Source organism: Agreia sp. Leaf283 (genome assembly GCF_001422485.1).
Taxonomy (GTDB): Bacteria; Actinomycetota; Actinomycetes; order Actinomycetales; family Microbacteriaceae; genus Agreia.
In genome coordinates, this window is the sequence record NZ_LMNF01000001.1 from 871772 (window position 1) to 883504 (window position 11733).

Here is an 11733-nt window from a genome sequence, read left to right on the forward strand (position 1 = left end):
TCAGACTCCCTGTCGAAGGGTGGTGGCGAGCTCTGTCGCCCAGTAGGTGAGAACCGTGTCGGCTCCGGCCCTCTTGATGCTGAGGACCGACTCGAGGATCGCGCGGTCGCGATCGATCCAGCCGTTGGCGGCGGCGGCCTCGATCATGGCGTACTCCCCCGAGACCTGGTAGGCCCACACGGGAACCGGCGACCAGGCTGCGACGTCGGCGAGCACGTCGAGGTAGCTGCTGGCGGGCTTGACCATAACGATGTCGGCGCCCTCCTCCACATCGAGCTGCGCCTCGCGCAGGCCCTCGCGGCGGTTCGCCGGATCGAGCTGGTAGCTGCGGCGGTTGCCCGTGAGCGTCGACTCGACGGCCTCGCGGAACGGTCCGTAGTAGGCGCTGGCGTACTTCGCGGAGTAGGCCAGCACCGCCACATCGCTGCGGCCTGCCCCGTCGAGGGCGTCGCGCACGGCGGCGACCTGGCCGTCCATCATGCCGGAGAGGCCGAGCAGCGCGGAGCCGGCGTCGGCCTGCGCCAGCGCCATGTCGCGGTATCTCAGGAGCGTGGCGTCGTTGTCGACCCGGCCATCGGCATCCAGAACACCGCAGTGGCCGTGGTCGGTGAACTCGTCGAGGCACAGGTCGGTCTGCACGACCAGCTGGTCGCCGACCTCGGATGCGATCACGCGGGTGGCCTGGTTCAGGATGCCGTCGGGATCGGTCGCGCCGGTACCGGTGGCATCGCGGTGCTCGGGAACGCCGAAGAGCATGACTCCGCCGATGCCCGCGGCGGCGGCCTCGGCGACGACGCCTCGGACCGAGTCGAGGGTGTGCTGCACCACTCCGGGCATGGAGCTCAGGGGGCGGGGCTCGTCGCCCTCGCGCACGAAGAGGGGAAGGACGAGATCGGCGGGATGGAGCCGGGTCTCGGCCACCTGTCGACGAAGGGCGGGGGTGGCGCGAAGACGGCGCGCGCGCACGACAGGAAAGCCGGAAGTCATGGGTTCCAGCCTAATCGCGTGAACTGGGCGGAAGCCGGGGGATGCCCCGACCTAAGGTGGACTCGTGAGCGAACGATGATTTTCACCACGGCGAAACAGGCGGCCGACGATCCGAGGATCCTGGTCTTCGGGCGGCTCCTCGGTGCAGCGAATCGACTCGAGTACATTTTGGGGCACGCGCTCGAGGAGTCCACCGGCCTGACCCACTCCATCTACGAGCTGCTCCTGGTCGTGGGGCGGGCCGGGGGCGACGGGGTTCCCGTGCGCGATGTCGCACAGTCGAGGGTGGTGACGTCGGGTGGGGCGACCCGGCTCGTGAACCGCGCGGTCGAACTCGGCCTCATCCGACGGCGCCCTTCGGAGACCGACGGCCGCGTGCAGCTCGTGGAGCTCACAGACCTGGGCGAGCAGAAGCTCCTCGAGGCCAGCGAACTCCACGTCCGCAACATCGAGCGCTACCTCGTCGACGTTCTTCCCGCCGACCAGGCGCGCAGCTTCGCCGAAGCAATCCGCACGCTCAGCAAGAACGCGGCGGCCGAGCTTCCGGTGATGCCCTGACCCGATTCGCGATCACTTTCGACGAGATGGGAATAGCTGACTAGTCAGCTATTGTTCTCCTCGATGGCAGCACCGCGCTGCCGCCTCGGCCACCCCGAGCGCCCAGAGACAAGGAACCACCATCACCATGTCACTCTCCTTTCAGGTCTTCGACCTCGACTTCCCTGCCGGCTCACCCAACAAGTCGGCGACGCTCGTCACCGGCGAAACGGAGGCGCTGCTCGTCGACGCCGGCTTCACTCTCGCCGACGGCCACCGACTCGTCGCCGCCGTCCTCGACTCCGGCAAGAAGCTCACGACCGTGTTCGTCAGCCACGCCGACCCCGACTTCTACTTCGGTCTCGAGGTCGTCGCCGACGCATTCCCCGACGCGCAGATTCTCGCGACGCCCATCGTGATAGACCACATCAGGGCCTCGTTCGAGGGCAAGCTGACGGCGTGGGCCGCCCTCGGAACCAACCTGCCCACCCGCCTCGTCGACATCCAGCCCTTGACCGCCGACCATCTCGACGTCGATGGCCACAAGCTCGAGCTGCGGGGCGCATCCACTCTTTTGCCTGATCGCCACTACCTGTGGGCACCCGAAGAGAAGGCCATCATCGGCGGGGTACTCGTCTTCCAGCAGGAGCACGTGTGGACCGCGGACACGGCCCGACCCGAGCAGCGCGCGGACTGGATCACTCTCCTCGACCAGATGTCGGCACTCCGCCCCGAGTTGGTGGTCGCGGGGCACCGCCTTCCCGGCACGCCCAACGACGCTTCGGGCATCGACTACACCCGCTCGTACCTCGAAGAGTTCGAGAGGGTGCTCGAGCGCTCCGAAGACGGCGCGGCTGCCACTGCAGCGCTGGTCGAGGCCTACCCGAACTCGGGCATGCTCATCGCCGCCCAGCTCGGACCGAAGGTTGCGAAGGGTGAGATGACATGGGGCTGACACTCGAAGACTTTGCCGTCTCGACAACGGCTCGCGACGTCGTGCGCCGCCAGTATCTGGCGTCCGCGGCTGGCGATCTCGATGCGCTGCGGGCGACCCTGGCGCCCGACGTCGAATGGACCGAGATGGCCGGGTTCCCCCTGGCCGGCACCTACCGCACGCCCGAGGGCGTCACATCCGGTGTCATGGAGATCCTCGGTCGCGACTGGGCCGACTGGACCGCGCACGACGACAGCTACGTGGTCGACGGCGAGAACGTCGTGGTGCTCGCGCGCTACACCGCCACCAACAAGGCGACCGGCAAGGCGATGAACGTGCGAGTGGCCCACCACTTCGTCGTTCGCGGCGGCCTCATCGTGCGGTTCGAGCAGTTCGTCGATACGGCGAAGGTCGCCGAAGCCTCGCGCGCCGACTGAGGCGAACGCGGGTGTTCACGCGTAGCGCGGTGGCCGAACCACAGCGCTCGGCGTGAACACCCGCGCCGGTGTCGTCACATGTCGCGGTAGCGTCGAGCCTCGGCCAGCTTCGTCGCGAGTTCGTCTCGGGAGACCGGCCGCCCCAGGTCCGGATCCTCTCCGCTGAAGTACGGGCGCGTGTATGCGGGGGTGTCGCGCTGGAAACGCCACCCCTCGGACAGCGGGCCAGTATCGAGGGTGTCGTAGCCGATGCGGTCGAGGAACTCCGCGACGGTCTGCTTGGCCGCCGGGTCGTCTCCAGCGATCGGGAGCACCGAACGGTCCGCCGACCCACTCGGTCGCGCGAGCGAGGTGAGGTGCGGGAAGTAGATGCTGTTGAACGCCTTCACGACTCGGGAGTCGGGCGCGTGCCTCTGCAGGAGCTCGGTCGTGGTCGTGCTCTCGTCATCGAGTTCTGCGATGTGGCCATCACGCTCGGGGTAGTAGTTGTTCGTGTCGATCACCGTCTTGCCTCGAAGCTCGGCGACCGGCACGTGCGGGTACGCCTTCAAGGGGATCGTGACGATGGCGAGGTCGGAGTCGGCGGCCGCTTCAGCGGATGTGGCCGCGCGAGCACGGGGGCCGAGCTCTGCGACGAGGTCGCCGAGGGTCTCTGGGCCACGGCTGTTGCTCACGATCACGTCGTAGCCCGCCGCGACGGCCAGACGGGCAAGGCCGCTGCCGATGTTTCCGCTTCCGATCAAACCGATGGTCGTCATATGTCTCCCGGTGTTTGTGCTCTTGTACACTTTTAGGTGTACATAAACGGTACATCATGTACACGTTCACGCGTACATATGCGATGAGTTCGAGCCAGCGAGAGGAGCAAGATGGCCAGCAGATTGGCGACTCCACTCACGATCCCCGACGAAAAGGACATCGACCTGTTCGAGGTCATGTCGGCGCTGACCGATCCGACGCGGCGCGCGATCGTCGCGTTCATCGCGGCCGAGCCGGGAACGGGATGCGGCAACAGAGACTTCGGAGTCACCAAGTCGGCGTTGACCCGCCACTGGCGCGTGCTCCGTGAGTCGGGCATCATCAGGCAGGAGGCTCACGGGACCCGGCACAGGAATTGGCTTCGAAAAGACGAACTCGACCGCCGGTTCCCCGGCCTGCTCGACCTCGTTCTCGACGCCGAGCGCCCGTAGCGGGCTCCTAGTCGTCGGACTTCTGTGCCTTGGCCACTTCGACGATCGCGTCGATCAGCGACACCGCGCTGCGCTCCTTGGCCACGAGGTCGACGCGCACGCCGTAGGCCTCCGCGTCGCGGGCCGTCTGCGGGCCGATCGCGGCCACGATCATGGTCTCGGGCAGAGGACCGAACTGCAGCTGGATCTGCTCCGCGACACTTCCCGACGTGACGAGAACCGCCTTGAACGCCCCGGCCTGGATGTCGCGCACGATCGCCTCGTCGACGGCGACGCCGATGGTGCGGTACGCGACGACCGACTCGACGGTGTGGCCCCGGGCGGTGAGGCCCTCGGTGAGCACGGGTTTCGCGATGTCGCTGCGCAGGGTGAGGATGCGCAGCTCGGCGCCGTACTTCTCGAACTGGGCGAGCTCGCGCAGGAGTCCCTTGGCCGAGTTGTCCTCCGGCGGAACGAGGTCGACCTGGTAGCCGGCGGCGGTGAGCGCCGCGGCGGTGGTCTCTCCGACAGCCGCGATGTGCGTCGACGAGGGAACGCTGGCCTGGTGCGCCGAGAGCACGTCGACGGTGGTGGCGCTCGTGACCGTGAGCCAGTCGAACGCGCCCGAGGCGAGCGACGCGAGGGCCACGTTCAGTGCCTCGTCGTCGGCGGCGGGGGCGAAGTTGATCATGGGGGCGACGACGGGCGTCGCTCCGGCGGCACGAAGATCGGATGCCACGCCGTGGCCCCAGGGGCCGCCTCGCGGAACCAGCACGCGCCAGCCGCCGAGCGGTCGATTGCTCCAGGGCGTCATCATGCAGCGCCTCCGAGGGGAGCCAGTTCTGCAGCCCCGTCTTCGAGCAGCTGCGCCGCGACCGCAGCACCGAGCGCCTCGGCGAGCACATCGTCGTCGATGCCAGTGAGGGTCGCCTGTCGCGTGCATCCGAGTTCGGCATCGCCCGACGGGTCGTAGACCACGGCGGTGAGAACAAGAAGGTCGCCATCGATCGTGGCGTGCGCGCCGATTGGTGCGGCGCATCCGGCTTCGAGGGTGGCGAGAACGGATCGTTCGGCTCGAACGGCGGTTCGTGTCGTACCGTGTTCGATGCTCAACAGCTCAGTGATGTCGTCTCCTTCTCGCGCCTCGATGGCGAGAGCGCCTTGGCCGGGTGCGGTCGGCCACAGCTCAAGATCAAAGAACTCCGACGCCTCCGCCAGCCGACCCAGTCGTTCGAGCCCTGCCGCGGCCAACACGACGCCGTGTAGGTCTCCCCGTTCAACCGATCGTAGTCGTGTGTCGACATTCCCTCGAATATCCACGACCTCCAGATCAGGACGAAGTGATAACAATTGGGCACGCCGACGCGGAGAACCCGTTCCCACACGTGCGCCCTCGGGCAGATCGGCGAGCGAGACGCCGCCCGCCGTGCACAGCACGTCGCGCGCATCCTCCCGCTCGGGAACCCCTCCGATGACGAGTCCGGGGTAGGCCGCGGTGGGCAGGTCTTTGAGCGAGTGCACGATCAGGTCGACCTCGCCCCGCACCAGCGCCTCTCGCAGCGCACTGGCGAAAACCCCTGTTCCACCCAGCGACGCCAACGATTCGCGCGAGGTGTCGCCCTCTGTCTTGATGATCACCAGCTCGATCGGAACGCCGGTGGCCGCCGTGATCTGATCGGCCACCATGCCCGTCTGCGCGCGCGCGAGCGCGCTGCCACGGGTGGCGATGCGAAGAGTTCGGGTCACAGCAGAAATGCTCTCAGAATGAAACGGGTGTACTCAATGAAACGAAAATGCTCAGGGGGCGAGTCCGGAGATCGCGGGCTTGAACCCCAAGCGTACGTTCTCGCAGCATCCCGGGCGGCACACGTCGTACCAGGGACCGAGCTCGGTCACCGCTGGACGCTCGTCGACGGGGGTCGCCTGCACCCGCTCGAGAACCAGATCGACCAGTCCCGAGACATAGGCGGGGTGGATGCCCGGGGTCGGCACCCGCACGGCCGCGATGCCGACTTCGGCGGCCGAAGCGAGCGCCTCGTTGTCGAGGTCCCACTTCACCTCCATGTGGTCGCTGACGAATCCGAGCGGCACGATGATGACGGCCCGGATGCCGCGGGCCGGCAATTCGGCGATCGCATCGTTGATGTCGGGCTCGAGCCACGGCTGGGTAGGCGGACCGCTGCGCGACTGGAACACGAGCTGCCACGGTGCGCTGGACTCCGCCGCGAGCATCACAGCCTCGGCGACCGCGAGGTGCTGGGCCTTGTAGGCGCCACCCTCGCCGAAGCCACGGGCCTCGGGGCCCGAGCGGGCGGCATCCGTCGACGGAATCGAGTGCGTCGAGAACAGCACCTCGACCTCGGTGTCGAGGTTGAGGTCGGGCTGTTCGGCCGCGAGCGAGACGAAGGCCTCGCGCACGCCCTCGATGAACGGCTCGACGAAGCCGGGGTGGTCGAAGAACTGGCGCACCTTGTCGATCTCGAGCTCGTCTCCGAGCCCCGTCTCTTCGAGGGCGAGCGCGAAGTCCTCGCGGTACTGCCGGCAGCTCGAGTACGAGCTGTAGGCGCTGGTCGCGATGGCGATCAGCTTGCGGTGGCCCGCAGCGGATGCCTCGCGCAGCGCGTCGGCGAGGTACGGGTCCCAGTTGCGGTTGCCCCAGATCACGGGAAGGTCGATGCCGCGACGATCGATCTCGGCCTGCAGCGCGATCTGCAGGGCACGGTTCTGCGCATTGATCGGGCTGATGCCGTCGAACGCGCGGTAGTGGTGGGCCACCTCTTCGAGGCGCTCCTCGGGGATGCCGCGGCCGCGCGTGACGTTGCGCAGGAACGGGATGACGTCGTCCTGCCCCTCCGGGCCGCCGAACGAGGCGAGCAGAATGGCGTCGTATTTCGTGGGCTGGGTGACGTGCTCGGGGCCGTCCGCCGCCGCCGGCGTCGCGTTGCGGACCAGAGTGCTCACTGAAGGACCTCGACGACCTCGGCGGTGGTGATGCGGCGGCCCGTGAAGAACGGGACCTCTTCGCGCACGTGCCGACGGGCATCCGTCTGGCGCAGATCGCGCATGAGGTCGACGAGGTTCAGCAGGTCGTCGTCTTCGAGCGCGAGGATCCACTCGTAGTCGCCGAGGGCGAACGAGGCGACCGTGTTGGCGAGAACGCTCGAGAACTGGCTGCCCTTGCGGCCATGCTCGCCGAGCATGGCACGACGCTCCTCTTCGGGCAGCAGGTACCACTCGTAGCTGCGCACGAACGGGTAGACGGTGAGCCAGGCGGCCGGCTCCTTGCCGCGCATGAAAGCGGGCAGGTGATTCGACGAGAACTCGGCGTCGCGGTGAACGCCGAGGGCGTTCCACGTGGGGAGGAGGGGCTCGACCAGGCCGGTGCGCCGCAGCTCGCGCAGCGCCCACTGGAGGGTCTCGGGAACGGGGCCGTGCAGCCAGAACATCAGGTCGGCATCCGCCCGCAGCCCCGACACGTCGTAGATGCCGCGAACGACGACGCCCTCGGCCTCGACGATCGCGATCGCGTCGTCGAGCTGGCCGACGGCGTTGGCCACATCGTGTCCATCGAGCGCGGTGGGGCGCTCAGGGTTGCGTCGAAGGACCGCCCACAACGTGTAGCCGATGACCTCCTCGGCTGGCGTGGCGGTCTGGTCGACTGTCGGGTCAGTCATGATCCTCATTCATCTTGTTCGGGTGGTTCGCACGGGCGCAGAGCACCCGTGATGGGCTCGACGCGTCAGCGCCGGGCGAGGAGCCGCACGACGAGGAACACGGCCCCGCCCACGGCGACCGCGAGCGCACCGACGCCCGCGGCCAGGGCCACCGGGTTCTCGTCGCGCAGCACGCGGATCTTGTTGGAGATGTCTGCCGCCGCGAGCTTGGCCTGCTTCGGCACGTTGAGCTTGTACTCGATGGCGTCGAGCGTCGCGGCAAGAGCGTCGCGGTTCTTCACGATGTCTGCGGAGAGTTCGGCCGAACTGCGCTTCGGGGGCTCGGGCTTGTCGTCGCTCTGGAGAGCGTTCTTCGCGAGCTGGGTGGTCGCGCGAACGGCGGCCCCGTCGACGGGCGCTTCTTTCTTTTCGGTGCTCATCGGCCGAGTCCCTTGATCGCGTTGACGTCTTTCTTGAGAGAGTCGACAGACTCCTCGGGAACGGGCGGAATGCCCTTCTTGATGCTTCTCACTCCGACGAGCACAAGGATCGCAACGATGATGAGAAGCGCACCCGCCACGATCAGGGCGGCGAGCCAGGGCGCGAAGACCGTGGCGAGCCCGAGGACGGCCGCCGCGATGAGCACCGCGAGGGCGAAGAAGCCGAGCAGTGCCGCCACGACGAAGAGTGCCGCGCCGACACCGAGCTTGGCGAGCCTCGAGGTGATCTCGCGCTTCAGGCCCTCGATCTCGTCTTTGACGAGCGTCACGAGCAGGCCGGGCAGTTCGCCGAGAAGTTCGCCGAGCGACTTCTTGCGAGCCGGGTTGGGGATGTTCGTCATGGAACCGGCCTACTCGTCGGTGTCGGTCGCCGCGGTGGCGGGCGCCGGGGTCGCCGGATTCATCTTGGCGGTCGAGGTCTTGTCCGCCGACGACTTCGCGCCGGAGGTCGACTTCTTCTTCGCCGGGCTCGTCGACTTCGCGGGGGTGTCGTCGAGGTGCAGCAGCGAGCGCACGGCCTTCTTCGTGGCGTTGCCCGCCTTCAGCTGCACCGTGTCGACGCGCTGGCCGGCGAACTCCTTGACGGCTCCGGCCACCTGCTGAACGGGTGCGAGGTTCCACACCTTGTCTGCACCCGCCTTGATCTGCTCGTACCGCGGCCGTCCGGCACGAGAGCCGAGAACGTAGCCTGTGGCCAGACCGACCACCAAAATCAACTTGCCGCGCATAACGACTCCGATCCATTCAAGAGTTGGCGTGAGCTATAAGCGTAGACCTTGCGGCCTGAACGTCGAGCGGGCTGATTTCGCGGGCTGCAGTGTGTTAGAGGCCCGTCACGCGGGCGTCGCGCCCGTGCGCAGCTCGAAAGCGAAATCGGATGCGGCGGGCCGCGACTGCGCGATCGTCGCGGCCAGCCCGGTGCCCGCCATCCAGGCCCCGACGACCAGCAGGCCGGGAACGGCATCCACCTGCGCGCGCACGGCCTCGACTCGGGCGCGGTGGCCGACGGTGGCGAAGGCCAGGGAGTCGTTCCAGCGCGTGACGTCGAAGCCGCGCACCGAACTCTCCTCGAGGGTGAGGCCGAGCAGGGCGCCGGCGTCGGCCAGGGCCTGGGCCTGTGTCGGCGACTGCGCGACGACGTCTCGGTCGTAGGAGAGGCGCAGCACGTGGCGGCCCGGGCCCGCGGCCTCTGCCAGCCAGTTCCACTTGGCGGTCGCGTGGGTCAGCGCCTTGGCCTGGATGCCGGGAACGCCGGTCGCGACGAGCACGCCGGTTCCGCGCGGGGCCGCGTCGAGGCGGGAGTCGTCGACGACAAGGGTGGCGAGCTCGACCGAGGCGGGCTCCGGCCACGACTCCGGGGCGCCGGTGTCGAGGCCGAGGCCGCCGCCGAGCAGCGCGAGCCCTGTGCGGAACGACGTGGCCACGACGACGGCCCGCGAAGTGATCTGCGCGGACTCGTCGGCGACGGTCGCGGTGGTGACCCAGCGGCCGCCGTTCCCTTCGACAGGCTCAGGGAACGGGGCAGGCCCGGTGCTCTGCACCGGCGTCGACATGCGGAACTCGACTCCGAACTTCTTGCAGTCGGCGACGAGCGCCTCGACCAGCCGGAACATGCCGCCGTCGATACCCGCGACGGCCGAACCGGCGGCCACCTTCGATCCGCGCTCCTCGAGCAGCGCCAGCACTGCGCCCGACAGCGAGCCCTGGTTGGTCATGGCCTTCGTGAGGCCGGGGGCCACGGCGTGCACGTCGATCACCGTCGGCGACGCCGAGTGGACTCCGCCGACGATGGGCGTGACAAGACGATCGAGAACGGCCTGGCCCATGCGTCGGCGCACGATGCCGCCGAGGTCGGTCTCGGGGCGCACGCGCAAGAGGGGCATGTAGCGATCGAGCTGGGCCCGCAGCGCGCCCTTCCACCCGAGAATGCGGCGCACGTCGTCGGCGAGCGGGGCGCCCGGGATTCCGAGCAGGCTGAGCTTCGGCAGCGGCGCGGCTCCGTCGGGCAGCTGCACCCAGGCGCCACGGGGATTCGGAGTGACGATCGCGTCGCCCAGACCGAGGTCGGCGATCAGCGATGCGACGGGGCCAGGCTTGCCCTTCCCGCCGCCGCGGGTGGCGAAGCTCTCGGCCCCGCTGTCGAGCCGGATGCCGTCGACCGTGTGCGTGGCGACGAATCCGCCCGGGGTCTCGGCCGCGTCGAGCACGGTAACGCGAAGGCCTTTTCGAGCGCACTCCCGGGCCGCGACGAGTCCAGCGACGCCCGCCCCGATCACCACGACGTCGGTGTCGACCGCGTTCATCTCGGTCACTCGAGGCTCCAGGTCAGCACGTTCATGTCGCCACGCCGCTCGTTCGCGCCGTCAGCCGGCGTGTTGGGCGATTCGTGCTGACTCAGCACCGAAGCCGCAGCCGAGGTGCTCATCGAGAGTGCACGAGTTCGACGATGCGGGTGAGCACGGCGGGGTCGGTCTCGGGCGGAACACCGTGGCCGAGGTTGAGAACGTGGGCCGGGGCGGCCTTGCCGCTCTCGAGAACGTCGAGAACGTGCTTCTCGAGCACCGGCCACGGCGCCGACAGCAGGGCGGGGTCGACGTTGCCCTGCAGGGGAACGCCGCCGCCGAGGCGACGGCTGGCCTCGGCGAGCGGGATGCGCCAGTCGACTCCCATGACGTCGGCTCCGATGTCGTGCATGGCCGAGAGCACCTCGCCGCTGCCGACTCCGAAGTGCACGGTGGGCACGCCGAGGTCCGCCACCGCCGACAGCGCCTTCGCGGAGTGCCGCTGCACGTGCGCGGTGTAGTCGGCGAGCGACAGCGATCCCACCCACGAGTCGAACAGCTGCGCCGCCGAGGCCCCGGCGAGTACCTGCGCCCGCAGGAACTGGCCCGTGACCGTCGCGGCCCAGTCGAGCAGGCCGGCCCAGGCATCCGGGTCGGAGTGCATCAGGGTGCGCGCCCTCAGGTGGTCCTTCGACGGACCGCCCTCCACGAGGTAGGCGGCGAGGGTGAAGGGGGCCCCGGCGAATCCGATGAGCGGCGTGCTGCCGAGCTGGGCGACGGTGCGGGCGACGCCTGCCGAGATCGGTGCGAGCGCGGCGGGGTCGAGGGCGGGCAGCGCGGCCACGTCGGCGGCGGTGCGCACGGGCTTCGCGAGAACGGGGCCACGACCGGGAACGATGTCGACGTCGACGCCGGCCAGCTTGAGGGGAATCACGATGTCGCTGAAGAAGATGCCCGCGTCGACTCCGTGGCGACGCACCGGCTGCAGCGTGATCTCGCTCGAGAGCTCGGGGTCGAGGCAGGCGTCGAGCATCTGCGTTCCCACGCGCAGCTCGCGGTACTCGGGCAGCGATCGTCCGGCCTGGCGCATGAACCACACGGGGGTGACGTCGCCGCGCCGGCCCCGGTAGGTGGTGACGAGGGCGCTGGATGCCGTGCGCCCGTCGACCAGGGGATGCTCGGCGGGCAGGGCGGGTGCGGCGGTTGTCGAAGTCACCGGGCGATTTTACCTGCG

At 68.8% G+C, this 11733-nt stretch carries 15 protein-coding genes; 4 read left to right on the forward strand and 11 right to left on the reverse strand.

Annotation, left to right across the window (positions count from 1 at the left end; all coding sequences use genetic code 11):
* Entirely contained in the window at window positions 1-987 is a 987-nt protein-coding gene (gene hemB, locus ASF51_RS03860; RefSeq protein WP_055925408.1) for a porphobilinogen synthase, read from the reverse strand.
* Between the two features lie 75 nt (window positions 988-1062).
* Between hemB and ASF51_RS03865 the strand changes: the two genes are divergently transcribed.
* From ASF51_RS03865 to ASF51_RS03875, 3 genes are all read left to right on the forward strand, one after another.
* On the forward strand, window positions 1063-1545 hold the full coding sequence (locus tag ASF51_RS03865; protein WP_055925412.1) for a MarR family winged helix-turn-helix transcriptional regulator: 483 nt from the start codon (window positions 1063-1065) through the stop codon (window positions 1543-1545).
* Window positions 1546-1672: 127 nt separating this feature from the next.
* On the forward strand, window positions 1673-2479 hold the full coding sequence (locus ASF51_RS03870) for an MBL fold metallo-hydrolase (RefSeq protein WP_055925415.1): 807 nt from the start codon (window positions 1673-1675) through the stop codon (window positions 2477-2479).
* On the forward strand, window positions 2470-2895 hold the full coding sequence (locus ASF51_RS03875; RefSeq protein ID WP_055925418.1) for a nuclear transport factor 2 family protein: 426 nt from the start codon (window positions 2470-2472) through the stop codon (window positions 2893-2895). The genes ASF51_RS03870 and ASF51_RS03875 overlap by 10 nt, the downstream gene beginning before the upstream one ends.
* 74 nt (window positions 2896-2969) lie before the next feature.
* Here ASF51_RS03875 and ASF51_RS03880 read toward each other — a convergent pair whose 3' ends face one another.
* Window positions 2970-3653, reverse strand: a complete 684-nt coding sequence (locus ASF51_RS03880; RefSeq protein ID WP_055925421.1) for an NADPH-dependent F420 reductase — start codon at window positions 3651-3653, stop codon at window positions 2970-2972.
* Window positions 3654-3764: 111 nt separating this feature from the next.
* On the opposite strand from ASF51_RS03880, the gene ASF51_RS03885 reads away from it, so the two are divergent.
* Window positions 3765-4085, forward strand: a complete 321-nt coding sequence (locus tag ASF51_RS03885; protein WP_055925424.1) for a helix-turn-helix transcriptional regulator — start codon at window positions 3765-3767, stop codon at window positions 4083-4085.
* Window positions 4086-4092: 7 nt separating this feature from the next.
* Here the strand turns inward: ASF51_RS03885 and ASF51_RS03890 are convergent, their stop codons facing one another.
* From ASF51_RS03890 to hemE, 9 genes are all read right to left on the reverse strand, one after another.
* Entirely contained in the window at window positions 4093-4878 is a 786-nt protein-coding gene (locus ASF51_RS03890; protein ID WP_157412077.1) for a uroporphyrinogen-III synthase, read from the reverse strand.
* Window positions 4878-5810: a hydroxymethylbilane synthase gene (gene hemC / locus ASF51_RS03895; RefSeq protein ID WP_082479514.1), complete on the reverse strand. Its 933-nt coding sequence runs from the start codon at window positions 5808-5810 to the stop codon at window positions 4878-4880. Before hemC ends, ASF51_RS03890 begins: the two co-directional genes overlap by 1 nt.
* Window positions 5811-5861: 51 nt before the next feature.
* A complete protein-coding gene (locus tag ASF51_RS03900) occupies window positions 5862-7025 on the reverse strand; it encodes a ferrochelatase (RefSeq protein ID WP_055925434.1) in 1164 nt (387 codons plus the stop codon).
* Window positions 7022-7738 carry a hydrogen peroxide-dependent heme synthase gene (gene hemQ / locus ASF51_RS03905; RefSeq protein ID WP_055925436.1) on the reverse strand — a complete coding sequence of 239 codons (717 nt, stop codon included), beginning with the start codon at window positions 7736-7738 and terminating at the stop codon, window positions 7022-7024. Before hemQ ends, ASF51_RS03900 begins: the two co-directional genes overlap by 4 nt.
* A 65-nt stretch (window positions 7739-7803) precedes the next feature.
* Window positions 7804-8157 (reverse strand): DUF3618 domain-containing protein, encoded by a 354-nt coding sequence (locus ASF51_RS03910; RefSeq protein ID WP_055925439.1) that lies wholly within the window; start codon window positions 8155-8157, stop codon window positions 7804-7806.
* A complete protein-coding gene (locus ASF51_RS03915) occupies window positions 8154-8558 on the reverse strand; it encodes a phage holin family protein (protein WP_055925442.1) in 405 nt (134 codons plus the stop codon). Before ASF51_RS03915 ends, ASF51_RS03910 begins: the two co-directional genes overlap by 4 nt.
* A gap of 9 nt (window positions 8559-8567) precedes the next feature.
* Window positions 8568-8945: a hypothetical protein gene (locus tag ASF51_RS03920; protein ID WP_055925443.1), complete on the reverse strand. Its 378-nt coding sequence runs from the start codon at window positions 8943-8945 to the stop codon at window positions 8568-8570.
* Between the two features lie 105 nt (window positions 8946-9050).
* Window positions 9051-10520 (reverse strand): NAD(P)/FAD-dependent oxidoreductase, encoded by a 1470-nt coding sequence (locus tag ASF51_RS03925; protein WP_082479663.1) that lies wholly within the window; start codon window positions 10518-10520, stop codon window positions 9051-9053.
* A gap of 118 nt (window positions 10521-10638) precedes the next feature.
* Entirely contained in the window at window positions 10639-11715 is a 1077-nt protein-coding gene (hemE, locus tag ASF51_RS03930; RefSeq protein WP_082479515.1) for a uroporphyrinogen decarboxylase, read from the reverse strand.
* Between the last annotated feature and the right edge of the window lie 18 nt (window positions 11716-11733).